This window comes from Alterluteimonas muca (genome assembly GCF_021191595.1).
GTDB classification, from domain to species: domain Bacteria; phylum Pseudomonadota; class Gammaproteobacteria; order Xanthomonadales; family Xanthomonadaceae; genus Luteimonas; species Luteimonas muca.
This window is the reverse complement of record NZ_JAIWPS010000008.1, coordinates 12,902-37,624: the sequence shown is the minus strand read 5'-3', so window position 1 is coordinate 37,624 and position 24,723 is coordinate 12,902. Positions and strand designations below refer to the sequence as shown.

Here is a 24,723-nt window from a genome sequence, read left to right as displayed (position 1 = left end):
GCAGCCCGCGGTGGTAACCGATTCCAGCGGACCGGTGGAAGCGGCATGCCCCTGTTAGAATCCGGGGTCTCTTCCCCGATGACCCAGCGGCCGCGCGGCCGCGAGCGGAGCTAGCGATGAACTGGTTGAACGAGCTGTTGGAAAACGACACCGACCCCACCGAGACCCGCGAGTGGGTGGAGTCGATCAAGGCGGTGATCGATGCCGACGGCCCGGAGCGTGCCCACCACCTGCTCGAGAACATGGTCGAGCTGACCCGCCGCGCCGGTGCCCACATGCCGTTCGCGCCGACCACCGAATACATCAACACCATCCCCGCGCACCTAGAGCCGAAGATGCCGGGCGATTCCGACCTCGAATGGCGGATCCGCTCGATCATCCGCTGGAACGCGATGGCGATGGTGGTGCGCTCCAACCGCCGCCCCGGCGACCTCGGCGGCCACATCGCCAGCTTCGCCAGCGCCGCCACCCTGTATGACGTCGGCTTCAACCATTTCTGGCGCGGTCCGGAAGGCGACCACCCGGGCGATCTCATCGGCGTGCAGGGCCACAGCTCGCCGGGCATCTACGCGCGCTCGTTCCTGGAAGGCCGCATCAACGAGTCGCAGCTCGACAACTTCCGCATGGAGGTCGACGGCCGCGGCGTGAGTTCGTACCCGCATCCGTGGCTGATGCCCGACTACTGGCAGCTGCCCACCGTGTCGATGGGCCTGGGCCCGATCGCCGCGATCTACCAGGCGCGCAACTGGAAGTACCTCGAGGCGCGCGGGCTGATGCCGAAGTCCGACCGCAAGGTGTGGTGCTTCCTCGGCGACGGCGAGACCGACGAGCCGGAGAGCCTGGGTGCGATCTCGATCGCCGGCCGCGAAGGCCTCGACAACCTGGTGTTCGTCATCAACTGCAACCTGCAGCGCCTCGACGGGCCGGTGCGTGGCAACGGCAAGATCATCCAGGAGCTGGAAGGCAACTTCCGTGGCGCCGGCTGGAACGTGGTGAAGCTGATCTGGGGCAGCTACTGGGATCCGCTGCTCGCGAAGGACCGCGACGGCATGCTCAAGCGCCTGATGATGGAAACCGTCGACGGCGAGTACCAGAACTGCAAGGCGTTCGGCGGCGCGTACACGCGCGAGAACTTCTTCGGCAAGTACGAGGAAACCGCCAACCTCGTCGCCAACCTGAGCGACGAGGACATCTGGCGCCTCAACCGCGGCGGCCATGATCCGCACAAGGTCTACGCCGCCTACCAGAACGCGAAGGACACCCGGGGGCTGCCCACGGTGATCCTGGCCAAGACCGTCAAGGGCTATGGCATGGGCACCGCCGGCGAGGCGCTGAATCCCACGCACCAGACCAAGAAGCTCGACGACGACGCCGTGCGCGCGTTCCGCGACCGCTTCAGGATCCCGGTCACCGACGACATGCTCAAGGATGGCGCGGTGCCGTTCTTCCACCCGGGCGAGGATTCGGAGGAAGTGCAGTACATGCGCGAGCGCCGCAAGGCGCTCGGCGGCTATATCCCGCAGCGCCGTCGCAAGGCCAGCCAGGCGCTCACCGCGCCGAAGCTGGAGGTGTTCGACCGCCTGCTCAAATCCACCGGCGAGCGTTCGATCTCCACCACCATGGCCTTCGTGCAGGCGCTGGGCATCATCCTGCGCGACAAGGAGGTGGCCCCGCGCGTGGTGCCGATCGTCGCCGACGAGGCGCGCACCTTCGGCATGGAAGGCCTGTTCCGCCAGCTCGGCATCTATTCGCCGCAGGGCCAGATGTACAAGCCGGTCGACCGCGACCAGCTGATGTACTACCGCGAGGACGCCGCGGGCCAGGTGCTGGAGGAAGGCATCACCGAGGCCGGTGCGTTCGCCAGCTGGATGGCCGCGGCCACCAGCTACAGCACCAATGACCTGCAGCTGCTGCCGTTCTACATCTACTACTCGATGTTCGGCTTCCAGCGCATCGGCGATGCCGCCTGGCAGGCGGCCGACATGCGCGCGCGCGGCTTCCTGCTGGGTGCCACCGCCGGTCGCACCACGCTCAACGGCGAGGGCCTGCAGCACCAGGACGGCCACGCCCTGCTGCTGGCCGGCGCGATCCCCAACTGCCGCAGCTACGACCCGACCTTCGGCTACGAGGTCGCGGTCATCCTGCAGCACGGCATGAAGCGCATGCTCGAAGAGCAGGTGGACGAGTACTACTACCTGACCCTGATGAACGAGAACTACGGCCACCCGGACATGCCGGAAGGCGCGGCCGAAGGGATCATCAAGGGCATGTACCTGCTGAAAGACGCCGGCAAGCCGAAGAAGAACGAGCTGCGCGTGCAGCTGCTGGGTGCCGGCACCATCCTGCGCGAGGCCATCGAGGCAGCCACGCTGCTGGACAAGGACTTCGGCGTCACCGCCGACATCTGGTCCTGCCCGAGCTTCAACGAGCTGCGTCGTGATGGCTTCGATGCCGAACGCCACAACCGCTTCCACCCGGAAGGCGAGCAGAAGAAGCCCTACGTCACCCAGTTGCTGGAAGGCCGCCAGGGCCCGGCCATCGCCGCGACGGACTACGTGCGCGCCGTGGCCGACCAGGTCCGCGCCTTCGTGCCGATGACCTACACGGTGCTCGGCACCGACGGCTTCGGCCGTTCCGACACCCGCGCCAACCTGCGCCGCCACTTCGAGGTGGACCGCTTCCACATCGCCCATGCGGCGATCGATGCGCTGGCCAAGGACGGCAAGATGACGGCGAAGGACGTGGCGCGGGCGATCAAGCTGTACAGGATCGACAGCGATAAGCCGAATCCGGTTGGGGTCTGATCTAGTTGGAACGCAAAAGAAGGCGGCCCTTGGCCGCCTTCTTCGTGAAGCCCGGAACGTGGCGTGTCCCGTTACGGCGCGTTCTTCGCAGCGTCGATATAGCTGCCGTAGTCCGACATCGCTTCGGTGAACTCGTAGGGGAAGCTGCTGGAGTTCAGGATCACGGTCTGGATGAAGTTGTTGGATTCGCTCTTGATCCCTTCGAGATACGCGTAGTCCTCCGGCAGTGCCTCGATGATGGCCGACTTCGCCTCGGCGGTCAGGCGACCCTGCGCATCGGTCAGGGCCTTGGTGCCGAGTTCGGTCAGCTTCTTCGTGATGGCCTCCTGCACTTCCTCGGACAGGCCGCCCAGGGCATCGGAGACTGCTTCGGAGATTACACCGGATGCGAGCTTGCCACCCACCGGGATGGCTGAAATGGCGGTGTCGAGCAGGAAGCCCACGAACGCATCGCGTGCGGCGATGTCGGTGCGCAGGTCCACATAGCCGGAAGAGACGGCGTCCTGCATCACCGCGCCGATCATCGCGGTGCGTCCTTCGCCGGCATCCACCGCGCGCTTGTCGTCGCCGTCGACCACGCCATCGCCGTTCACGTCGGTCGCGTCGGACATGCTGCCGACACGGATGTTCTCGCTGGTGAATGCGCTGATGCGGTCCATCACCTCGCCGCCGCGCGGGTTGTCAGGGTTCAGAGCGGTCATGCGCACCAGGTTGGACAGCGCGGCGAGGTTCTCGCCGACCAGGGTGCTGCCCTCGTTGGTGGCGCCGGGTGTCTGGGTCGGGCTCGGCAACGTCAGGCGGTCGAGGACGGCATCGGAGTGGTTCAGGAACAGGCCCGCAAGCGCCTCGGCGCGTTCGCCCAGTGGGCGGTTGTCATGGGTGTAGTAGTGGTTACCTGGCCCGTTCCCGGTGGCGTGGTCATTGATGTAGTGGATGAGGTCGATGACCTCGTCGGTGCTGCCGTGGGCCGAGGTGGTGTCGATCAGGATCGCCATCGGATCGCGCACGTTGCCGGGGCCGCCGTTTGCCGCATCGTATTTGGCGCCGTACTCCGACATGGCGTTACGCAGGTCGGTGCGCTGTTCGGCGGTCAGGCCCGAGAGCACGTTCTGCACCGACTGCGTGCCGCCTGACTGCTCCAGTGCGTTTAGGACCATTGCGCCCCAGCCAGCGCGCGCCCAGGGTTCCGGCATGTTGTCCAGGAGCACATGGTTGGCCAGGAATTCCCCGGCGAACTTCTCGATGAAGGCGCTGGAATTGGGGCCGTTGGCACCGGTCAGGGTATCGAGCAGTGCGTTGATGTTGTCCTCGTTGGCAAGAGGCCCGGTGGCATCGCCCAACACGTTGACGAAGACGAATGCCTGCTCGTAGCTGATGGATCCGTTGACGTACGCCTCGCCGAAGGCGTCGAAGATCGCGTCGCGCTCGCGCGGGGTGATCGTGCCTTCGGAAACAAGCGTGTTCAGGCGATCCACGGTGAGCCATGAATTCAGCGCGCCGCGATCCTGCGACAGGATTTCGGCGAACAGGTCGTCGCGCTGTTGCGGGGACAGCTTTTCGAGTTCCTGCGCGAAAACATCCATGCGCTGCTCATAGTTGTCGGTGATCGGCCCCCAACGCACACCGACATCGAGGATCTCGGCGGCCTTCTGCTGGATTTCGGTCATGGTCTTCACGGTGTTCGGGAATTGATCCCGATTGTCCGCAGTCGTACGCAGCTGCCCAGTTGGGGCGGACCCTAGAGCCGGCCCAGTGGCCAGGACCGGCCCTGAGAGCGGCGGCAGGCCGGTGGCTTCCGCGGGACCCGGCGCGGTCTTTCCTGCCGTACGGCGAGCAGCGCCGGGGGGCCTGTACGCCTGTAGCGTCCCCTGCATCGTTGCAGGCGTTGGATGCGGCGCGAGACGGCAGCCGGCACGCGCCGGCTGCCGTCCGCTCACAGGTCACGGGCGACGCATCACTCCGCCCACACGCCGCGTTCGGGCGTCCAGTACAGCGTGCGGCGTTCGAACTGCTGCTTGCGGCCGGTGCTGCCGTGGGCCTGTTCGTCGGTCTTGGGGTAGCCCAGCGCCGCCTCGCGGCCGTTGGTCTCGAAGTGGGCGAGGATCGCGCCATGCACGGCGTGCGCACCGGTGGCCGGGGTCCACAGGAACAGGCCGTTCTCGAAGTACTGGTACTTGCCGCGCTGGCCGGAGACCGGTGACGGTGCGGCATCGAGCTCGTCCATCAACGCGAAGCCCCAGCGCGTCTCGGAGTTGGTGGCGCGGTAGTGCTCGAGGATCTTCCCGTTGACCGCGAACGCGCCGGTGCGCGAATGCCACAGGATCATGCCGTTCCTGAACTGCTGGTAGCGCCCGCCGAGCTGCGCGGCGGCCTCGGCGAACTCGGGCACGCCCAGGTGGCTGCGCACGCCGCCCATCGCGTAGTACTTGCGGCCGATCTCGCCATGCGGGAGCACCTCGCAGCGCGGCAGGTCGTAGCCGTCGTTGTCGCGCCCCTCGTCGTTGCCCCAGCGCGACAGGTAGTAGGCCGACACGAACTGGTTGGCGGGGCCGACGTCGAGGTCGGTCCTGAGCCACCAGCGGTTGAAGCTTGCGCCGCTGCGGATCTCGCGGCCCCAGGTCTTGCAGTACACGTAGTGCCGGCCGGTGTTGAGCGTGCCGCTCTGCGTGGTGCTGGTGGACGAGGGGAAGCCGGGTGCGTTGGCGAACGTGTCCACCCAGTAGGTGGGCGTGGCGGCCGGCGGTGGCGGCGCGCCGTTGTTGATCAGGGTGTAGAAGCTCGCCCACGGGAAGTAGCGGCCGGGGTCGTAGCGGTTCTGGTTGCTGGTCAGCATGCCGTGGCCCTTGATGCGCACGCTGTCGGGCACGACGTTCCAGTAGTCGTAGCCCGGCCCCCGCCAGGCCGACGCGCAGTTGACCGGCTGGCGTGCGCAGATGCTGCGCACCAGGCGCGCGGATGCGTTGACCATCGCTGCCGTCCAGTTGCCGGCATCACCGGCGCGGCCGTCGTGCTCGATGCCGATGGTGTAGTGGTTGTGGTACGCGGCGTGCCAGGCCTGGTGGTGCTCGCGCACCATCTGGGTGATCTGGCCATCGGACCGGCGGATCACGTAGTGCGCCGACACGTTCGACGATGGGTTCCGGAACCACGAGATGCCGCCGGCGTAGCTGCCTTCGATGGTGTGCATGATCACCGCCGAGCGGGTGTTGTTGGCGGTGCTGTAGTTGCTGCCGTGCGCGGGATTCCACAGCGCCTCGCCGAAATCGAGTGCCTGGGTCGTGGCATCGGGCGTGCGTGCGGTGCGTTGCACGGCGGGAGGTCGCGTCGCGGCGTCGTCGTTCGCGGTCACCGCATCGCGGGCGTGGTCCAGCTTCAGTGCCGGTGCGCTCAACAGGCGCAGGCGTTCGGCAGGAAACGCCTGCTGCATCTCGATCGGCAGCTTCGGCACCCGTATGCCGTTGCCATCGGTGCCGCGCGACAGGGTCTGCAGCACCTCGTAGGCGAAGCTCTGGCGCGCGAAGCCTTCGATGTTGCCGTCGCCGCGGCCGTAGCCCGCGTAACGCGCCAGCGCACCGGACACCGCTTCCACGCCGGCGTCGCGCGAGGTGCGCGTGCCGTCGCGCTGCATCGCGCGCGCCAGCAGCGCGGCCGCGGCGAGGATGTTGGTTTCCGGATCGCGCAGCACCAGCGTTTCGCCGACCCCGAGCAACGCAGCGCCATCCGCCACCTGGTTGTCGAAGCCGCCGCCGCGGTACAGGCCCATCACGCCGTACGAGGCGGGCATATGGTGGTGGCCGGCGTTTCCGTGGGCATCGGGTTCGACGTGCACCCAGTTGGTTTCCACCAGCGCGATCGCTTCCAGCACGCCGCGCGGGATTTCCGGGAAGCGCTCGTAGGCGCGGCGGAAGTACAGCGGGTACTGCGCGCGCTGCCGCGCCTGCAGCGCCTGTGCATCCTGGCGTTCGCGTTCGAAGAGCCGCAGTTCGGTGGCGGTCGGTGCGCGTTCCTGCGCGACCGTCGGTACTGCCGCGGCCAGCAGCGCAATGGCTGCCGCCGACATCATCAACCTGTTCATCGAATATCCCTGCCCGTGAGTGCTCCCCTGCGCCTGCAGTCGGCCACACCCGGGCGTGCCGGCGTCAGCTGGGGCTCGCCCCATGGCGTATTGCACGGTCGGCCGGACGCAGCATGGCGTGCCGACGCTTCAACCGGCGCCGGCTTTACGCGGGTTCGGCATCCAGCTGGTGGCCAACGCCTGCAAGCCGGTGGACCGCAGCGGCCTGATCGAACGGTTGACCGCGGATGTGGAGGCCTTCGACCCGCATCGCCTCGACATGCTGGTGTACCGGCTGCGCCGCAAGTGCGAACAGGCGTCGAAGCATCCGCTCCCGCTGCGCGCGGTGCGCGGTGCGCGGCGTCGGCTACATGATCGACTGGTAGGCGGCCGCAGGACCGGCCGGCGGGGCACGGCGGGCCGCGGGCGCGGCGGAAGGTGCGGAGGGTCGCGGGTTCGGGCTCACACTTCCTTCACGACGGCATTCACCGGGTCATGGCGGGCGCATCTCGGAAGCCGATGTGCACGCGCATTACCGGCAGCAGATGCAGGCACTCACGGACTTCGACAGCGAAGCGCTCTGCAACCGATGGCGGCGGACTACGCGGTCCGCAGTGTCGAGCACCTCGACGGCAGGTCACTGCGGCACACGTTGGACCGCACCACGGGCTGCCAGCAGATGGAGGACGCGCTGGCGCTGATGCGCGTACTCCACAACCAGACCGGCGGCCTGGTCGGGATCGACTTCAGCTACGAGATCACCCGGATCGACATCGCACCCGGCGGACGCCGGGCGATCGTGGAGGCGACCGCCACCGCACGGATCGCGGGAAGACTGCTGACGCGCAGCCGCTCGAAGGGAGAGTTGTCGCGGTCCCTGTGGCGCGTACGCGACCACGGCGGACAGGTGCAAAGCTGGAACTACGGCGGCTGAGCGCAACGCGCGCCGCCCGACGGCACCTGCCCGGCACACGCCGGGCAGGTGACAGGCACTCAGATCCGGCTGCCGGAGCCGGTGCTGCTGGAGCCGCCGCTGGTGCTGGAGCCGGTCGAGCTCGAGCCGCCGGAGCTGCTCGAACTGCCGGAGCTGCCGGAACTGCCTGAACCGGTGGAGCCCATGGCGCCGCCCGAGCCGGTGGAACCGCTGGAGCCCATCGAACCACCGGCGCCGGTCGAGCCACCCGACGAGCCGCTGCTGCCCGAACCACCCGATCCACCCAGGCCACTGGTACCCGCGCCGCCCGACGCGCTGCCGCCGGAAATGCCGCCGCTCGAGCCCATGCCGCCGGAGCTGCCGGAACCCATGCTGCCGCCCGAGCCCGAGCCCGAGCCCGAACCCGAACCCGAACCCGAACCCGAACCCGAGCCGCCGGAACTGGCGCCCGAGGAACCGGAGCCACCCATGCCGCCCGAAGACGTGCTGCTGCTGCCGCCCATGCTGCTGGCGGACTGGCCGCCATTGCCGGAGGACGACCCGGACTTGCCGTAGGTCGAACCTTCCATGTCACCGACCGGATCGCCATGCGGCGGGGTCCGGTCACCACGATCGGTGCTGCTGCCCTTGCTGAAGAACATCGAGTCGCCGCTGCCCTGGCGGCGTTGCCACGCACGGTAGGCGACCATGCCCACCGCGCCCGCTGCGATCAATCGGAAGAGTCCCATGTCGGCCTCCTTGTGTTGGATGGGTGCGCAGAATGGGCATGGAGCCGGTGATCCCGACGTGACTTTGCAGCGTGGTGTTTAGTTGCCGCTCAAACCCGCCGATGGCGACGGCTGTTCATCACTAAACGCCCCCCCGCGCAGTGCGGATGTCCCCGGGCTAGGATGGGTTGTCGGCACGGCTGACCGTGTCGCGACTGCTGCTCTCCGGGACGCGCCGATGATCAAGAAACTCCCGTCCAGCCCGATACCGCTCTTGCGACGGCCCGCGCGTGGCCGCAGGAGCGAAGGACCGGTCTGAGGCCGATCGAGTGACGCATGCGTACCCAGGACACACAGGACGATCCGCCGGTGCCCCCGCCGGCCGGTGAGCGCAAGGACCGCCGCAGCGTGTTCCAGGCGCTGCCGCCACTGGCCTGGGCGCTGCTGGTGCTGGTGGCCGGCCTGCTGCTCACCGCCGAGCTGGCGCGGCGCGACCTGCGCGACAGCCGGCAGCGCGCCGACATGCTCTACAACTCGCTCGCCGATGCCGCGCAGGTGCGGCTCGACGATGCGCTCGACACCGCCGCCGTGGCGCTGCGGGCGATGCAGACGGTGCTGCTGTCGGCGGGTGACCTCGACCAGACCACCTATGCCCACTACCACGACAACCTGCGCGCGGTGGATGACCTGCCCGGGTATCTCGCCACCGCGTTCGCGCGTCGGCACGCGGTGACCGCCGCCGACGGCACGCCGCTGTACCGCTACGAGCTGCTGGCCCCCCTCGAGGGCAACGAGATGCTGTTGTGGCTGGACATCACCACCCAGCCGGACAACCTTGCCGCGCTGGAACGTGCGCGCGATGCCGATCGGCCGTCGATGTCGGCACCGTTCCAGCTCACGCAGTTCAGAGATGCGGGCGACGCCGGCCTCGGCATCACCCTGCGGCTGCCGGTGTACTCGCGAGGGCGGGCGCCGGAAACCGTCGACGCGCGCCGCGCACGCGAGACCGGTGTGCTGGCGATGAGCCTGCGGCTGGAGCCTCTGGTGCGCACCGCGCTGCAGGGGCGGATCCTCGAATACATGCACGTCGCGCTGCGCGACACCGGCGCCGCGGACAATGGCCATGTGTTCGCGAGCGGGCCGCTGCCGGTGGAGGCCGGTGCACCTGCGTACACCCGCATGCTCGAGTTCGGCGACCCCCGCTGGGAGCTGCGCATGCAGCCGCTGCAGGCGCCGGCCGACGGTGACCGGTCGCAGTCGATCATCCTGCTCGGCACGCTGATCAGCGTGCTCGCCGCGCTGCTGCTGTGGTCGATCGCCGGCACCCATCGCCGCGCGCTGGCGCTGGGCCAGCGGATGAGCGCACGCGTCAGCGAGAGCGAGGCGCGCTTCCGCACCCTCAATGAGCTGCTGCCGGCCCTGGTACTGCTGGCCGATGCCGACGGCACCATCACCTATGCCAACCAGTTCGCGCGGCGGCGGCTGGGCGACGTGGTCGGCACCCGGCTGGACGCGCTGTACAGCGACCCGGGCCCGCGCATGGCGGTGGCCGACGCCAGCGGCCGCGAGGCGGGCTGGGAAGAGCGCGAGATGGAGATCACCACCGGCAAAGGCAGCTTCTGGGCGCGCGTATCACTGGCGCCGGTGGTCGTGGATGGCCAGCCGCACATGCTGCTGACCGCCACCGACATCAGCGAGCAGCGCGAGCTCAACGCGCGCCTGCGCTACCAGGCCTCGCACGATGCGCTGACCGAGCTGTGCAACCGCCGCGAGTTCGAGCGGCAGCTGGCGCTGGCACTGGCCGGGCGCCGCGCGCACCCGGAGACGCCGCCGTTCGCGTTGCTGTACTTCGATGTCGACCAGTTCAAGCTGGTCAATGATCTGTCCGGGCACCGGGCCGGCGACCAGATGCTGGTGGAGATGGTGCTGGCGATCGGCCAGAACCTGCGCGAGGGCGACCTGTTCGCGCGCCTGGGCGGCGACGAGTTCGGGCTGCTCGCCTATGGCGTCAACGAGACGGAAGCACTTGCGCTTGCCGAACGCCTGCGCCGCTGCATCGACAGCGTGCGCTTCGTCTGGCAGGGCCGGACGCATTCGGTCAGCGCAAGCATCGGCGTGGTGATGTCCGACCGTGCCGGCGCGACCCTGCAGGATGTGATGGCCTGGGCCGACAGCGCCTGCTACCAGGCCAAGGAGAACGGCCGCAACCGCGTGCACCTGTACCGCGAGGACGACGACAGCACGCGCCGCCACAGCGAGATGGAGTGGGCCAGCCGGATGCGCAGCGCCATCGAGCAGGGGCGCCTGCTGCTGGACTACCAGGAGGTGGTGCCGCTGACCACGGCAGCCGCCGATGGCCCGCATATCGAACTGCTGCTGCGCCTGCGTGACGAGAATGGCGCGGTGGTGCTACCCGGTGCGTTCATGCCCGCCGCCGAACGCTACGGGCTGATGCCCACCGTCGACCGCTGGGTGATCGGCACCGTGCTGGGCAACTTCGCGCGCCTGCATCCGGCCGGAGCGCAGTTGCAGACCTGCGCGATCAACCTGTCCGGCGCAAGCATCGACGACGAGGATCTTGCCGCCTTCATCCTCGACTGCATCGCGCGCCACAAGGTGCCGGCGCAGCGGGTCTGCTTCGAGATCACCGAGACGGTGGCGGTGCGCAGCCTGCTGCGCGTGACCCGGGTGATCGAGCGCCTGCGCACCGCCGGCTGCCGCATCGCGCTCGACGACTTCGGCTCCGGCATGTCGTCGTTCGGGTATCTGAAGAACCTGCCGGTCGACGTGATCAAGATCGACGGCAGCTTCATCCGTGAGGTGGATACCGATCCGATGAGCCGCACCATTGTCAGCGCGATCGTGCAGATCGGCCACCAGCGCGGGTTGAAGGTCGTCGCCGAGTGGGTGGACAACGACGGCGCACGCGGGGTGCTGGACGAACTCGGCGTCGACTACGGCCAGGGCTTTGCCCTGCACGAACCGGAACGGGTGATGTTCCAGCGCTGACGCTGCCGCGGTTCAGCGGCGCGTGGCGTACACGCCGTCGAGCTCCGGACGGGCGTGGAAGCCGCAGGCCTGCAGGCGGCGCACCACCTCGCGCGGCACGTCGCGGCCACTGGTCAGGCGGTTGGGGCTGCCGGTGTAGTGGAACAGGCGGCCGCCGCGGCGCAGCACTCTCGCAAGTTGTTCATAGAAGGCTTTCGAGTACAGCTCGCCGGCAATGCCGAAGCGCGGCGGATCGTGCAGCACCGCATCCATCGAGGCATCCGGCAACGCGGTGATCGCCGCGGTGACGTCGGCATGCTGCAGCTGCAGGCGACCACCGGCATCGGCGGACGCCTGATCCGGCGACCACGGGTTGATGCTGCGCAGCCACAGCACGTCCTCGTTCTTCTCGAACGAATGGATACGGGACACGCCCGCCTCCAGGCAGCACGCCGCGAAGTAGCCGAGCCCGCCGCAGGTGTCGAGTACCACCTTGCCGCGTGGTGCCACCAGCGCCACCTTGCGGCGCGCATCAGCCAGCGGCGACTCGCGGGCGGTGGGCAGCATCTTGATGCCGTCGATCTCGAACGTCGGCACGCCCCATGGCGTCGGCACCAGTTTGATCAGCGACCGCGCGTACCGCGACACCGGCAACCATTCGTCGCCTTCGCGCAGGTAGATCGTGCGGTCCTTCAATGCACCGGGATACGGCTGTGGCTGGCCGCGCCACACCCAGTGGTCGGCGCACGGCGTCACGGTGTCTTCGCTGCGGCCCAGGTCGAAGGAGCCGGTCCAGCTGCCGGCGGCGCGTGCCGCCATCAGCGCGGACGCGATGTCGCGGGTGAGCAGGGGTCCGGCGTATCGGCGCATGGAGGCAATCGGATGACGGGCGCGCATCGTAACCGCGACATGCCGGATCCAGTGATGTGTCGCCGGTCACGCCGGGCATGGGCCGGTGCTCACCGGTTGCTCATCGCGTTGAATGCGCCTTGAACCTGCCCGTTAGCGCTGCGTGGTGGAGGTGTGAACGTTGTGACGCGCTTCAGTTCGGGCCCTCTTAACTGCGGCCGCGGATGGCCACCTGCATGCGCCTCCGCCCGACCCGTCCATCCCCCAACGGGTCGCGTCATAAAAAATCAGGAGAGTCCCGATGAAGAAAGCCCTACTCCCCGTTGCACTTGCGGCCGTCGCCCTCAGCCCCGCCGCGTTCGCGCAATCGCGCGGTGGCGATACCTATCGTCCCGACCTGGCCGTGGGCCAGGGCAACTGGTTCCTCGCCGGCAATGTCGGCCGCACCGATGGCGGCACGGCCGACACCTTCGGCAGCGGCGACTTCAACGTGTTCGAAAGCCGCGACGGGCGTCGCACCGGTTACGGCCTGGCCACCGGCTACCGCTGGAAGCTCGCGCCGAGCTTTGGCCTGGGCGTGGAAGGTGGCTACACCGACCTCGGCAACATCAAGGTGAGCAACGCCTTCCGCAGCGACGAAGAGGTGAACCAGCGCGACGACACCAATGCGTTGCGTGGCTGGCACGTCGGCGGCAATGCACGCTGGAACGTGACCCCGGCCTGGTACGTGGGTGCGCGTGGGGGCTACTTCCGCGCATCCGACAACAACCTCGACTACTACAACTCGGTCGGCCAGGACCTCGGCCTGGAGAGCGGCGGCAGTGACGGCCGCAACAGCTGGTATGCCGGCGTCGGCACCGGCTGGAACGCCACCGAGAACTTCAGCGTCGGCGTGCATTACGACTACTTCCGCGCCAAGTCCGGCGAGGTGCGCGACCCGGTGACCGGCGTGCGTTTCGACGGGCCCAAGCGCTCCACCGCACTGCTGGGCCTGACCGCCGAATACGCGTTCTGACCCGACGGTCAGCGGTTCCGAACGGGCGCCACGTGTGGCGCCCGTTCCCCATTTCGGCGATCGTGCGAGCAAGTCAAGACGTCAGCCCCGGGGCTCCGGTGTGGACGCCGTCGGTGGCGGGGCCTGCACCTCGGCCCGGTCGGACATCCATGTCTGACTCGCCGCCGCAGGCCATCCATGGCCTGCTATCCGCATAACGCGCCACCGACGCCGCATCGCCCTTTGCTTGCGCGGCTTCTTTGGCGATGGGCGGTCGTCGTCGGTTCCGACGTGCACGATCCCGTGACCGGTCGCGCAGCACTCTGTGACGACCCCCCGAGGAGCACTCCGATGCCTGCAGCCGATGCGGATCGCTACGCACGCTATGACGAGCGCATGGCCGAATCGCGCGAGGACGAGCCGGAACTCGAGCTCGAACTCGGCCATGTGCTGATGGAGATCGTGCGCACGACCTGGCAGGACGAGGGTCGCGCACTGCGCGCCGTGCATGCCAAGAGCCATGCGCTGCTGGAAGCCGAAGTTGAAGTGCCGGCACTGCCGCCGGAGTTGGCCCAGGGCGTGTTCGCGACGCCGGCGCGCTATCGCGCGGTGCTGCGGATATCCACCACCCCGGGCGACCTGTTGCCCGATCGGGTGTCGACGCCGCGCGGCATCGCGTTGCGGCTGTTCGACGTTCCCGGCGAGCGACTCGACGGCGCCCACCATCTGCGCAGCCAGGACTTCCTGCTGGTCAACGCGCCACGCTTCAACGCACCCGATGGCCATGCCTTCCTGCGCAGCCTGCGACTGCTGGCGAAGACCACCGACCGCGTGCCGCGCACCAAGCAACTGGTGTCGGCGATCGCGCGTGGCGCCGAGCGCACACTGGAGACGCTGGGCGGCGAGAGCAGCGCGCTCAAGGCGATGGGCGGCCAGCCGCCGGTGCATCCGCTCGGCGAGACCTACTTCACCCAGGTGCCGCACCGCTTCGGCGCGCACATCGCCAGGCTGCAGCTGGTGCCGGTGACGCCCGCGATGCAGGCGCTTGCCGGCGACGCCATCGACCTCGCCGATGACGACGCCCTGCGCGCAGCGCTCGGCGATTACTTCGCGCGCCATGGCGCGGAGTGGGAACTGCGTGCGCAGCTGTGCACCTCGCTCGAGGAGATGCCGGTGGAGGATGCCAGCGCCGAATGGGATACCCGGCGCAGCCCCTACCGCACCATCGCCACCGTGCGGGTGGCACCGCAGACGGCCTGGAGTGAGGCGCGCAGTGCGGTGATCGACGATGGCATGGGTTTCAGCCCGTGGCTCGGCGTGCAGGCGCACCGTCCGCTGGGGCAGATCATGCGCCTGCGCCGGCGCACCTATGAGCGCTCCCAGGCGTTCCGCGAGGACCGGATGGGCCCGTTCGTCACCGGCTGCCCGTTCGCGGCGATGCACGGATCCACCGGCTCACGGGATCTGGACGGCGGCGGTCCTAGCGTGGTGCCCCCCAACCGTCCGGAGGCGACATGAACCAGCCCGAGCAGCAGCAGGAAGTCCCCGGCGTCGAGAAGAAACTCGACCCGCCCGCCGACCACGGCGAGAAGAGCTATCGCGGCAGCGGCAGGCTCGACGGCAAGGTCGCGGTGATCACCGGTGGCGACAGCGGCATCGGCCGCGCGGTGGCCATCGCCTATGCACGCGAAGGCGCCGACGTGCTGGTGAGCTATCTGTGCGAGGACGAAGACGCGGAAGAGACCAAGCGCTGGGTCGAGGAGGCCGGGCGTCGCTGCGTGCTGGTGCGTGGCGAACTCGCCGACCCCGCGCACTGCCGCTCGGTGGTGCAGCAGGCGGTGGATGCATTCGGCCGCATCGACGTGCTGGTCAACAACGCCGCCTTCCAGATGTCGCGTGAATCGCTGGACGACATCCCCGACGAGGAATGGGACTACACCTTCCAGGTCAACGTCACCGCGATGTTCCACCTGTGCAAGGCCGCGCTGCCGCACATGAAGGCTGGCGCGTCCATCATCAACACCAGCTCGATCAACTCCGACAAGCCCAACCCGGGCCTGTTGCCGTATGCGGCCACCAAGGGTGCGATCGCCAACTTCACCGCGGGGCTCGCGCAGATGCTGGCGGAGAAGGGCATCCGCGTGAATTCGGTGGCGCCGGGCCCGATCTGGACGCCGCTGATCCCGGCCACGCTGCCGCCGGATTCCGTCAAGGACTTCGGCCAGCAGGTGCCCCTCAAGCGCCCCGGCCAGCCGGCGGAGTGCGCGCCGATCTACGTGCTGCTGGCGTCCGACGAGGCCAGCTACATGACCGGCGGGCGCTACGCGGTCACCGGCGGCACGCCGATCCTGTAAGGCGACCAGGTGCCTCCGCGGGTGTCGCCCGCGGAGGCCTCGCTGCACACAGCTTACGGATCCGCGGTGGCCGTGGCGGTTGCCGCCGGCACGTCGCCCGCGGCGAGCTGTTCCTCGATGGTGGTGAATGCCGAGCGCGTCCCGGGGGGCGCGTCCTGCATGCCCGTGGCGAAATACACCACGCCGCTGCCGGCGACACGGTCCACCCACAGCCCCGACAGCAGGCCATAGGCCGACCCTGCGTGGCCGACGCGCTCGCGGCCATCACCGAACGGGTCGTCCCTGCATCCCTCAAGCGGCGTGGCCAGCGTCTGCGCTGCCAGGCCGTAGCGGCAGAAGAAGCCCTCGCGCGACTGCCCGCTGGCGTCCTCCTCGGCGGTCACGCCGTTGTCGCCGGCGCGCACCCAGGCCGGCGCCAGCAGCGTCGCCACCGAGGCCGGTGACAGCAGGCGCACGCCATCGACCTCGCCCTCGCCCAGCAGCAGCCGGCCGATGGTTGCCAGGTCGCGCGCGGAAATGCGCAGGCCGCCCTGCGGCGAGAACAGCGCACCGTTGCGGCCCGGTTGCCATTGCGCGAGGTCGCAACTGCCGTCGGAGGCCGCGCGCACCGGGCACGCGGGACGCCCGCTGCGGGTGTCGTCGGTGCCGGATTCGCGCCCGGCGTCGTAGAGGATCACCGCCCGTGAGCGTTGCGCATCGTCGCAGGTGGACCAGCCGAAGCAGGCCGACAATCCCAGGGGCTCGAACAGCAGGCGCTGCATCAGCCGGTCGAAGCGCTCGCCGGTGGCGCGTTCCATGGCCGAGGCGACGAACGGGAAGTTGAGGTTGGCGTAGCGAAAGTACCGGCCGGGCGCATGTGCGCTGTCCCACGCGCGCGGATCGGCGAGCAGATCCGCCAGCGCGCCGTCCAGCGGCACCTGCCAGTAACCGGCATCGTCGGTCAGCCCGGCGCGGTGCGACAGCAGCAGGCGCAGGGTGATCGGCACCTCCGGATGGTCGGGGTGGCGGAGCTTCCAGCCGAGCAGCGCGGAGACGTCGGCGTCGAGGTCCAGCGCACCGGCCTCGACCAGGCGCATGACGCCAAGGGCGACCACCAGCTTGGAGATCGAGGCGATGCGCACCGGGTCGTCGGCGGTGACCGTACGCCCCGCCTGCAGATCCGCATGTCCAGCCGTACGTACATCGGTGACGTGGTCGCGGTCGAAGGTGATCCGCACCGATGCCACCGGCGTGGTGGCATGCGCCACGGTGGATGCCAGCAGCAGGGCCAGCAGGCTGCAGGCCAGGGGCAACGGCCGACGGCGGAGATCACGCATGCGTACATTCCCGGAACAGGGCGACGCCGATGTATAGCGCAGATGCACGTATCCGGCATGCTCCGTCGCGGCCCGGTGTGCGCGGCTTGCGGCGAAGCGGACAGGGGCGCGGCGCGTACTCGCCGCGCTCGGCACGGTCGGCTACATTGGCCGTCCTGCCACACGCCCGGCGATGCCGCTGCAGCGGTCACGTTATGGATGTCAGCGGCCCCACCGGATCCGGTATGCGCCCCAACGAGTCCCTTGAATTCCGCCGGCTTGCCGACACCGCGCCGGCGATCCTGTGGGTAACCGACGCCAGCGGCCAGTGCACCTTCCTGTCCCGCGGCTGGTACGAGATGACCGGGCAGAACGAGGCCGAAGCGCTGGGTTACGGGTGGCTCGAAGCCCTGCATCCCGACGACCGTCCGGCGATGCGGGCGCGCTTCGCACGTGCCAGCCGTACCGGCAAGGCGTTCGCCCTCGACTACCGCGTGCGCTGCCGGGATGGCCGTTACCGCTGGGCGCTGGATGCCGCCAACCCGCGCCATGCCGACGACGGCAGTTTCGCCGGCTTCGCGGGCTCGGTCATCGACATCGACGACCGCCGCCGCTCCGAGGACAACTACCGCGCGCTGTTCAATTCGATCGAAGAGGGCGTCTGCATCCTGCAGGTGCTGTTCGATGGCAGGCAGCAACCGCGTGATTACCGCTTCCTCGAGGTCAACCCGGCCTTTTCCCGCCACACCGGGCTGGCCGACCCCGTCGGGCACACCGCGCGCGAGATGCTGCCCGACCTGGAGGAACACTGGTTCGAGATCTATGGCCGCGTGGCGATGTCGGGCGAGCCGGAACGCTTCGAGCAGGGTTCCGACGCCATGGGGCGCTGGTTCTCGGTCTATGCGTTCCGCATCGGTGACCCCGCCGGGCACACGGTCGCGCTCCTGTTCACCGACATCACCGCGCGCCGCCGCCAGGAGCAGGCGCTGCGCGATGCCGAGCAGCGCAAGGACGAGTTCCTCGCCACCCTGGCCCATGAGCTGCGCAATCCGCTGGCGCCGATCCGCACCTCGCTGTACGTGCTCAAGCTCAACCAGGACCCGGAAACGGCCACCCGCATGCTCGACATCCTGATGCGACAGGTCGACCAGCTGACCCATCTGGTGGACGACCTCACCGAGGTCTCGCGCATCACCCGTGGCCGCATCGAGCTGCGTGCGGTCGACATCCCGCTGGCCTCGGTGCTGCGCAACGCCGCCGAGAGCGTGCAGCCCACCCTCGCCCAGAGTGGGCAATCGCTGCAGATCGACGTTCCGCCGGAGCCGCTGTGGCTGCGCGCGGACCCGGTGCGGCTGGGCCAGGTGTTCATCAACCTGCTCAACAACGCCGCGCGCTACAGCCGCGAGAACACCACCATCCGCGTGGTTGCCAGCGCCGAGGGCACCGACGCCGTGGTCTCGGTACGCGACGAGGGCATGGGCATCGCGCGCGAGCACCTGCAGAGCATCTTCGACCTGTTCACCCAGGTCGACCGCCAGCACAGTGCCGACACCCGCGGGCTGGGCATCGGCCTGGCGCTGGTGCGCAGCCTGGTGCAGATGCACGGCGGCAATGTCACCGCACGCAGCGAAGGCCGCGGGCAGGGTGCGGAATTCATCGTGCGCCTGCCGCTGCACGCGCCGGGTCAGGCCGCGGCGACACCCGCCGATGGCACCGCCAAGCCGTTCTCCGGCCTGCGCGTGCTGGTGGCCGACGACAACCGCGACGCCGCGGAAAGCATGGGCGAGTGGCTGAGCGCATTCGGTGCCGAGACCATCGTCGTCCACGACGGCCATGCCGCGCTCACGATGGCGCAGATGCACCTGCCGCATGTCGCGCTGCTGGACCTCGGCATGCCGGAACTGAGCGGGCTGGAAGTGGCGCAGCGCTTGCGTGCGGTGCCGGGTGCCGCGGACATGCGCCTGATCGCGATCACCGGCTGGGGGCAGGCGCGTGACCGTGCCGGCACCGAGGCGGCGGGCTTCGACCACCACATGACCAAGCCACCGGATATCGCATTGCTGCGGTCGCTGCTGCAGGAGGCGCACCGCGAGCTGGCCGCCCCTGTCGTCGCAAGCGACGCCGCGCAGGACGGCTGAGCGTAGCCAATCCGGTGGGCTGAACCCCGCCTGCGGCCGGACGGCACGTGGGTAGGCAGCGTGGGTGCTGCATCGCACAATAATGCGGCCGTCCGATGCCGCTGCGATGACCCCGACCGCCCACCACCACCATCCACTCAGCCCGCGCCAGCAGGGCTGGGTGCTGTTCGCACTGGCGATCGGCGGCTTCGCCATCGGCACCAGCGAGTTCGCGCCGATGGGGATGATGCCGGACATGGTCGCCGACCTCGGCGTCAGCGAACCGCAGCTGGGCCACTCCATCAGCGCCTACGCGCTGGGCGTGGTGGTCGGCGCGCCGCTGCTGGCGGTGCTCGGTGCACGCCTGTCGCGGCGCGCGCTGCTGCTGGCGACGATGGCGCTGTACGTGCTCGGCAACCTGGCCAGCGCGCTGGCGCCGGGGTATCTGTCGCTGACCGCGATGCGCTTTCTGGCCGGCCTGCCGCATGGCGCCTATTTCGGCGTGGCCGCACTGGTGGCCGCATCGATCAGCCCGCCCGGTCGCCGCGGCACGGCGATGGCGCGGGTGATGCTGGGCCTGTCGGTGGCGCTGCTGGTCGGCAATCCGCTCGCGGCCTGGCTTGCGCAGGTGGCGGACTGGCGCTGGACCTTCGCGCTGGTGGCCGTGCTCGCCGTGCTGACGATGGTGCTGGTGGCACGGCTGCTGCCGCCCGACCCGCACGAACCCCGGCACGACATCCGCCGCGAACTGCGCGACTTCAACCGCTCGCAGGTGTGGCTGGCGCTGGCGATCGGCGCGATCGGCTTCGCCGGCATGTTCTGCGTCTTCAGCTACCTGGCGCCGACGATGATCGAGGTCACCGGCATCGCCCCACGCCATGTGCCGCTGGGGCTGGTGGCGTTCGGCGTGGGTGCGATCGTCGGCAACCTGGTCGGCGGCTGGCTGTCGGACCGTTACCGCTTCCGCGCCGCGGGGATCGTGCTGGTGTGGTCGCTGGTGGTGTTGCTGCTGTTCCCGCTGGCGACCCGCTCGGCGTGGTCGATCCTGCTCGCGGTGGTGGCCGTGGGCAGCATGGGGGCGCTGGCCACCGTGCTGCAGGCGCATCTGATGGATGTCGCCGGCGGTGCGCAGACGCTCGCCGCCGCCTCCAACCATTCCGCCTTCAACACCGCCAATGCGCTGGGCCCGTGGCTGGGTGGGCTGGCGATCAACGCCGGCTGGGGCTGGACCTCGACCGGCTACGTCGGTGCGGCCACCGCGGTGGCGGGACTGCTTCTCTATGCCTGGGCGCGCCATGACGCACGGCGCCTGCGCGCGCTCGAGGCGGCGGGCTGACCCACCGCGCGGTCATGGCGCGATGCAGCGGTGCCGCGTCCCCGTCCGCGGCGGAAAGCCGCGTGACCGCCGGGGGCGCGTCGCCGATCCGCCGCCGGTGGTGCTGACGGCGGCTCAGCGGCCGTCGCGGTCGGCATCGCCGGGCAGGGCGCGCTCGACGCGGTGCCAGGCGTCGCGCACCGCGTGTTTCGCCTGTTCCCACGACAGCCGCGAGCCGCCGCGCTCGCGTTCCCAGTCGCGTCCGAGCCGGGCCTCGGTGGCATCGTCCCAGCGCGCATCGCGGTCGGTGGCGCGTGCCCGGGTGCCATAGCGGTAGGCGGCGCGGTAGTCGTCATAGCTGTAGTCGTCGCTGTAGTAGTCGGCGCGGCTGTAGTGCTCGCCGTAATAGGCGTCGACGTCGGTATAGGTGCGCCAGGTCTGGTCGGTGCGTTGCCAGGCGTCGGCTACCGCGGGACGTGCCTCGTTCCACGACAGGATCGACGCGCCGCGCGCGGTTTCCCAGCGCTCGCGCAGTTCCGGCTCGGCCTCGTCGAAGGCGCGGATATCCGCATTGCGTGCCTCGGTGCCGTAACGGTATGCGGGCGCGTAGTCGCGCTCGTAGTCGGCGTCGCCGCGGTAGTAGTCGCGGGCCGGGGCGCTGTCGCGCCAGTACTCGACTTCCACGGTCGGGTCCACGCGTTCGGCGACCGCCTTGCCACCGGCAGCGCCGCCGAGGGTTCCGATCGCGCCGCCCACCAGGGTGCCGATCGGGCCGAACAGGCTGCCGACCGCGGCGCCGGCGACCGCGCCCAGGGTCCCGCCCGCGGCGACGCCGCCGGGATGTGCGCCCGGGGCGCCGGAGATCGGATCGCGGTTGGCGTCGGGCTGGCGGGGCGTGTGCTTGTCGCGCATGGCGGGGCTCGCTGGATGGGGGTCGTTGCCACTGTCCGCCACCGCGGCGTGCAGGCGACGTGCACTGCCGCCGCTGCCGGCGCGCCGCCATTCACCATCCGGCGGGGATGCGCCGTCCTAAGCTATGCGGTCGTCCCGGATCATCTGCCATGCCCTACTCCCTGTTGCGCCTTGTCCTGCCGATCTGCCTCGTCGCGTCCGTGCTCACCGCCTGTGGTGGCGGCCAGGCCGGCAAGCCCCGGCCGGCCCTGCTCGGCGAGACCTTCGAGTTCGACGACATGTACTCGCGGGTCTTCGCCACCCGGCCGGAGGTGGCCTGCGAGGCCGCGCGCCGCGCGCTGCTGGGGCAGGGCTACGCCGTCGGTCGCGCCGAGGCCGCCTCGGTGGAGGCGAGCAAGAACTTCCAGCCGGAATCGGATTCGCACCTGCAGCTCGCGGTGCGCGTGTCGTGCGTGCCGCAGGAAGGCAAGGCGCTGGTGTTCGTCAGCGCGCTGCAGGACCGCTATGCGCTGCGCCGCAGCGCCAACTCGGCAAGCCTCGGCGTCAGCGCGCTGGGGTCGGTGTCATTGCCGATCGGCAGCACCGAGGATTCGCTGGTGCGCGTCGCCAGCAGCACCGTGCAGGATGCGGAGTTCTATGCGCGGTTCTTCGAGCGCGTGCAGAGCTACCTGCCCGCGCACGTACGCACCGTCGACGACGAGCGCTGACGGCGCGGGGGGCGCCCCGCGCCACGCCCGCGCATTGCCTCAACGGATCCAGCCGCGCAGTTCCTCGCGGCCCAGGCGCCCGTCGGCATCGGTGTCGACGCCGGCGAACTCCGCCGCCAGGGTCGGATGGGCGGCGGCCTCCCGGCGGTCCAGATAGCCGTCGCCATTGCTGTCGAGCGCGTCGAAGTCGACCCGGTACTGGTCGCGCAGCACCGCGTCCGGCTCGTACGAGCGCACGATGACCTGTTGCTCGCCGGGGTTTCCGAAGGTGGTGATACCGGTCTGCGAGCCCTGCGCGCTGGCGCGGGCCGGCGCGTTGTCTGCCTGCGGCAGGGGGCGGGTTTGCGTCTGCGCGAAGGCCGCAAGCGGCAGCAGCGCGAGGAGGGCGAGGCTGTAGCGGGGCATGGTCATGGCAGGGCCTCCAGTGATGATGGGTCCGCGATCGCGGGTGATGCCATCCGAGTCTAGGCCGGGACCTGTCAACGCCTGTTCGATCCGCCGGCGGGCATCGCCCGCAGGCGGGCGCGACCCGGCCGGGCCCTGGCGTGCCGCCCGCAGGCCAGGGTGCGACGCCTGGCGAACAGGGCGCGCGCCCGTGCGATCGGGTATGCGGCGCAATGGGCCCGGCGCGATCCGCTCAGGCCGCCATGCCGTTGTGCCGCAGCAGCGCGTCGATCTGCGGGTCGCGGCCGCGGAAGGCGCGGAAGTTCTCCAGTGCGGGCCGGCTGCCGCCACGCGCGAGGATCTCGCGGCGGAAGCGCGCGCCGGTGTCGGCCAGCGCATCGGGTTGCTCCTCGAACGCGGCATAGGCGTCCGCGCTCAGCACCTCGGCCCATTTGTAGCTGTAATAGCCCGCCGCGTAGCCGCCCGCGAAGATGTGCGCGAACTGGTGCGGGAAGCGGTGCCAGGCCGGCGGCCGGTTCACCGCGACCTCCTCGCGGATGCGCTCCAGCAGCGCGAGCACGTCGGCCGGCGGCTCGCCGGCATGCAGCTCCATGTCGAACAGCGCGAACTCCAGCTGGCGTACCGTCTGCATGCCGCTCTGGAAGTTGCGCGCGGCGAGCATGCGCTCGAACAGCGCGTGCGGTAGCGGCTCGCCGGTGTCGACGTGCGCGGTCATCGCCTCCACCCGCGGCCATTCCCAGCAGAAGTTCTCCATGAACTGGCTGGGCAGTTCCACCGCGTCCCATTCCACGCCGTTGATGCCGGCCACCGGCAGTTCGCCGACTTCGGTCAGCAGCTGGTGCAGGCCGTGGCCCATCTCGTGGAACAGGGTCGTCACCTCGTCGTGGGTGAACGTTGCCGGTGCGCCGTCGACGCCGCGCCCGAAGTTGCAGACGAGATACACGATCGGCGTCTGCGTGCTGCCGTCGGCGCGATGGCGGCGGTTGCGGCAGTCGTCCATCCAGGCACCACCACGCTTGCCTTCGCGCGCGTAGAGGTCGAGGTAGAACTGCCCGACCAGTCGCCCGTCGCCATCGACCAGCCGGTAGAAGCGCACGTCCTCATGCCAGACCGGTGCGCTGTCCTGCTCGACGCGCAGGCCATAGAGGCTTTCGGTCACGTCGAACAGGCCGGCCAGCACGCGCGGCTCGGTGAAGTAGCGCTTGACCTCCTGCCCGGAGTAGCTGAAGCGCGCCTCGCGCAGCTTCTGCGATGCCCAGTCGAGTTCCCACGGCTGCAGGGTGTCGATGCCGAGGCTGTTGCGTGCGAAGGCTTCCAGTTCGGCACGGTCGCGGCGCGCATGCGGCAGCGCGCGCGAGGCGAGGTCGCGCAGGAACGCCAGCACCTCGTCGGCGTGACGTGCCATCCGCGTGGTGAGCGCGAGCTCGGCATAGTGCGCATGCCCGAGCAGGCGCGCCTGCTCGGCACGCAGCGCGAGGATCGCGTCGATCAGTGGGCCGTTGTCCAGTTCGGCGGGGCCTGTTTCCGAGGCCAGCACGCCATAGGCGCGGTACAGCCGTTCGCGCAGGGCGCGGTTGTCGGCCCAGGTCTGCACCGGCAGGTAGCAGGGCATCTTCAGGCCGAGGCGCCAGCCGGCTTCGCCTGCGGCGTCCGCGGCGGCACGGCACTGCGCACGGACATCATCCGGCAGGCCGGCAAGTTCGCCTTCGTCGGTGGTGGTGTATGACCACGCATCGGTGGCATCAAGCACGTGCTCGGAGAACTTCGCCGAAAGCTCCGCCAGTTCCTGCTGGACCTGCGCCAAGCGCGCCCTTGCGTCGGGTTCGAGCTCGGCGCCGCCGAGGCGGAAGTCGCGCAGGGCGTTGTCGACCACGCGCCGGCGCGCCGGGCTCCAGCCGGTTGCTTCGGGCGCGTTCGACAGCGCCCTGAAGCGCTCGTAGAGCGCCTGGTTCTGCTGCATCGCGCTGTGGAAGCGTGTGACCCTCGGCAACGCGGCGTTGTAGGCCTCGCGCAGTTCGGCTGTGTTGACCACGGCGTTGAGGTGGCCGACCTGGTTCCAGGCGCGCCCGAGACGTTCGGTGGCGTCATGGAGGGGTTCGACGAAGTCGTCCCAGGTGACGGCCGCCGTGGTGGTGGCCTGGGTGACGGCGGCATCGGCATCCGCCAACAGGGCGTCGATCGCCGGAGCGATATGTTCCGGCCGGATCGCGTCGAAGCGCGGCAGCGCGGAGAAGTCGAGCAGGGGGTTGGTCATCCCCACATGGTGGGGGCAGGCCCCGCGCGATTCC

General features: G+C 69.6%; 17 protein-coding genes. 10 read left to right on the top strand and 7 right to left on the bottom strand.

Features of this window, described 5'->3' with window-relative positions:
- Positions 1 to 116: 116 nt before the first annotated feature.
- A complete protein-coding gene (aceE, locus tag LDO11_RS11060; protein WP_232141595.1) occupies positions 117 to 2,804 on the top strand; it encodes a pyruvate dehydrogenase (acetyl-transferring), homodimeric type in 2,688 nt (895 codons plus the stop codon).
- Between the two features lie 71 nt (positions 2,805 to 2,875).
- Here the strand turns inward: aceE and LDO11_RS11055 are convergent, their stop codons facing one another.
- Complete coding sequence (locus LDO11_RS11055) at positions 2,876 to 4,480, bottom strand: hypothetical protein (protein ID WP_232141594.1); 1,605 nt, start codon at positions 4,478 to 4,480, stop codon at positions 2,876 to 2,878.
- 278 nt (positions 4,481 to 4,758) lie between these two features.
- Positions 4,759 to 6,879, bottom strand: coding sequence for an N-acetylmuramoyl-L-alanine amidase (locus LDO11_RS11050; protein WP_232141593.1), 2,121 nt, complete (start codon positions 6,877 to 6,879; stop codon positions 4,759 to 4,761).
- 82 nt (positions 6,880 to 6,961) lie between these two features.
- Between LDO11_RS11050 and LDO11_RS11045 the strand changes: the two genes are divergently transcribed.
- The 3 genes from LDO11_RS11045 to LDO11_RS11035 all read left to right on the top strand — a co-directional run bounded on the left by LDO11_RS11045 (position 6,962) and on the right by LDO11_RS11035 (position 11,508).
- Positions 6,962 to 7,792 carry a helix-turn-helix domain-containing protein gene (locus LDO11_RS11045; protein WP_232141592.1) on the top strand — a complete coding sequence of 277 codons (831 nt, stop codon included), beginning with the start codon at positions 6,962 to 6,964 and terminating at the stop codon, positions 7,790 to 7,792.
- 48 nt (positions 7,793 to 7,840) lie between these two features.
- Positions 7,841 to 8,347 carry a hypothetical protein gene (locus tag LDO11_RS11040; RefSeq protein WP_232141702.1) on the top strand — a complete coding sequence of 169 codons (507 nt, stop codon included), beginning with the start codon at positions 7,841 to 7,843 and terminating at the stop codon, positions 8,345 to 8,347.
- A 488-nt stretch (positions 8,348 to 8,835) separates the two neighbouring features.
- The gene (locus tag LDO11_RS11035) at positions 8,836 to 11,508 is read left to right on the top strand and encodes a bifunctional diguanylate cyclase/phosphodiesterase (RefSeq protein ID WP_232141591.1); all 2,673 of its coding nucleotides are present in this window, start codon (positions 8,836 to 8,838) and stop codon (positions 11,506 to 11,508) included.
- 12 nt (positions 11,509 to 11,520) lie between these two features.
- On the opposite strand, the gene LDO11_RS11030 is transcribed toward LDO11_RS11035, so the two are convergent.
- Complete coding sequence (locus tag LDO11_RS11030; protein ID WP_232141590.1) at positions 11,521 to 12,357, bottom strand: class I SAM-dependent methyltransferase; 837 nt, start codon at positions 12,355 to 12,357, stop codon at positions 11,521 to 11,523.
- Positions 12,358 to 12,637: 280 nt separating this feature from the next.
- On the opposite strand from LDO11_RS11030, the gene LDO11_RS11025 reads away from it, so the two are divergent.
- The 3 genes from LDO11_RS11025 to LDO11_RS11015 all read left to right on the top strand — a co-directional run bounded on the left by LDO11_RS11025 (position 12,638) and on the right by LDO11_RS11015 (position 15,684).
- Positions 12,638 to 13,351 (top strand): outer membrane protein, encoded by a 714-nt coding sequence (locus tag LDO11_RS11025; protein ID WP_232141589.1) that lies wholly within the window; start codon positions 12,638 to 12,640, stop codon positions 13,349 to 13,351.
- Positions 13,352 to 13,681: 330 nt separating this feature from the next.
- A complete protein-coding gene (locus LDO11_RS11020) occupies positions 13,682 to 14,848 on the top strand; it encodes a catalase family protein (protein ID WP_232141588.1) in 1,167 nt (388 codons plus the stop codon).
- On the top strand, positions 14,845 to 15,684 hold the full coding sequence (locus tag LDO11_RS11015; RefSeq protein WP_129136888.1) for an SDR family oxidoreductase: 840 nt from the start codon (positions 14,845 to 14,847) through the stop codon (positions 15,682 to 15,684). Before LDO11_RS11020 ends, LDO11_RS11015 begins: the two co-directional genes overlap by 4 nt.
- A gap of 53 nt (positions 15,685 to 15,737) precedes the next feature.
- Here the strand turns inward: LDO11_RS11015 and LDO11_RS11010 are convergent, their stop codons facing one another.
- Positions 15,738 to 17,000, bottom strand: a complete 1,263-nt coding sequence (locus tag LDO11_RS11010) for a serine hydrolase domain-containing protein (protein ID WP_232141587.1) — start codon at positions 16,998 to 17,000, stop codon at positions 15,738 to 15,740.
- 224 nt (positions 17,001 to 17,224) lie between these two features.
- Here LDO11_RS11010 and LDO11_RS11005 point away from each other — a divergent pair, with 224 nt between their 5' ends.
- Positions 17,225 to 19,117, top strand: coding sequence for a PAS domain-containing hybrid sensor histidine kinase/response regulator (locus LDO11_RS11005; RefSeq protein WP_232141586.1), 1,893 nt, complete (start codon positions 17,225 to 17,227; stop codon positions 19,115 to 19,117).
- 106 nt (positions 19,118 to 19,223) lie between these two features.
- Positions 19,224 to 20,432, top strand: a complete 1,209-nt coding sequence (locus tag LDO11_RS11000; RefSeq protein ID WP_232141585.1) for an MFS transporter — start codon at positions 19,224 to 19,226, stop codon at positions 20,430 to 20,432.
- A gap of 114 nt (positions 20,433 to 20,546) precedes the next feature.
- On the opposite strand, the gene LDO11_RS10995 is transcribed toward LDO11_RS11000, so the two are convergent.
- Positions 20,547 to 21,323, bottom strand: a complete 777-nt coding sequence (locus LDO11_RS10995) for a hypothetical protein (protein ID WP_232141584.1) — start codon at positions 21,321 to 21,323, stop codon at positions 20,547 to 20,549.
- Positions 21,324 to 21,472: 149 nt separating this feature from the next.
- Here LDO11_RS10995 and LDO11_RS10990 point away from each other — a divergent pair, with 149 nt between their 5' ends.
- Positions 21,473 to 22,030 (top strand): DUF2242 domain-containing protein, encoded by a 558-nt coding sequence (locus LDO11_RS10990; protein ID WP_232141583.1) that lies wholly within the window; start codon positions 21,473 to 21,475, stop codon positions 22,028 to 22,030.
- Positions 22,031 to 22,069: 39 nt separating this feature from the next.
- Here LDO11_RS10990 and LDO11_RS10985 read toward each other — a convergent pair whose 3' ends face one another.
- Both LDO11_RS10985 and LDO11_RS10980 read right to left on the bottom strand, forming a co-directional pair.
- Positions 22,070 to 22,441: an EF-hand domain-containing protein gene (locus LDO11_RS10985; protein ID WP_129136882.1), complete on the bottom strand. Its 372-nt coding sequence runs from the start codon at positions 22,439 to 22,441 to the stop codon at positions 22,070 to 22,072.
- Between the two features lie 226 nt (positions 22,442 to 22,667).
- Positions 22,668 to 24,689 (bottom strand): M3 family metallopeptidase, encoded by a 2,022-nt coding sequence (locus LDO11_RS10980; RefSeq protein WP_232141582.1) that lies wholly within the window; start codon positions 24,687 to 24,689, stop codon positions 22,668 to 22,670.
- Positions 24,690 to 24,723: the final 34 nt, after the last annotated feature.

Coding starts and splice junctions, on each gene's coding strand:
- aceE (WP_232141595.1), top strand. CDS start 117: ATGAACTGGTTGAACGAGCTGTTGGAAAACGACACCGACCCCACCGAG.
- LDO11_RS11050 (WP_232141593.1), bottom strand. CDS start 6,879: ATGAACAGGTTGATGATGTCGGCGGCAGCCATTGCGCTGCTGGCCGCG.
- LDO11_RS11045 (WP_232141592.1), top strand. CDS start 6,962: ATGGCGTATTGCACGGTCGGCCGGACGCAGCATGGCGTGCCGACGCTT.
- LDO11_RS11035 (WP_232141591.1), top strand. CDS start 8,836: ATGCGTACCCAGGACACACAGGACGATCCGCCGGTGCCCCCGCCGGCC.
- LDO11_RS11030 (WP_232141590.1), bottom strand. CDS start 12,357: ATGCGCCGATACGCCGGACCCCTGCTCACCCGCGACATCGCGTCCGCG.
- LDO11_RS11025 (WP_232141589.1), top strand. CDS start 12,638: ATGAAGAAAGCCCTACTCCCCGTTGCACTTGCGGCCGTCGCCCTCAGC.
- LDO11_RS11020 (WP_232141588.1), top strand. CDS start 13,682: ATGCCTGCAGCCGATGCGGATCGCTACGCACGCTATGACGAGCGCATG.
- LDO11_RS11015 (WP_129136888.1), top strand. CDS start 14,845: ATGAACCAGCCCGAGCAGCAGCAGGAAGTCCCCGGCGTCGAGAAGAAA.
- LDO11_RS11010 (WP_232141587.1), bottom strand. CDS start 17,000: ATGCGTGATCTCCGCCGTCGGCCGTTGCCCCTGGCCTGCAGCCTGCTG.
- LDO11_RS11005 (WP_232141586.1), top strand. CDS start 17,225: ATGCGCCCCAACGAGTCCCTTGAATTCCGCCGGCTTGCCGACACCGCG.
- LDO11_RS11000 (WP_232141585.1), top strand. CDS start 19,224: ATGACCCCGACCGCCCACCACCACCATCCACTCAGCCCGCGCCAGCAG.
- LDO11_RS10995 (WP_232141584.1), bottom strand. CDS start 21,323: ATGCGCGACAAGCACACGCCCCGCCAGCCCGACGCCAACCGCGATCCG.
- LDO11_RS10990 (WP_232141583.1), top strand. CDS start 21,473: ATGCCCTACTCCCTGTTGCGCCTTGTCCTGCCGATCTGCCTCGTCGCG.
- LDO11_RS10985 (WP_129136882.1), bottom strand. CDS start 22,441: ATGACCATGCCCCGCTACAGCCTCGCCCTCCTCGCGCTGCTGCCGCTT.
- LDO11_RS10980 (WP_232141582.1), bottom strand. CDS start 24,689: ATGACCAACCCCCTGCTCGACTTCTCCGCGCTGCCGCGCTTCGACGCG.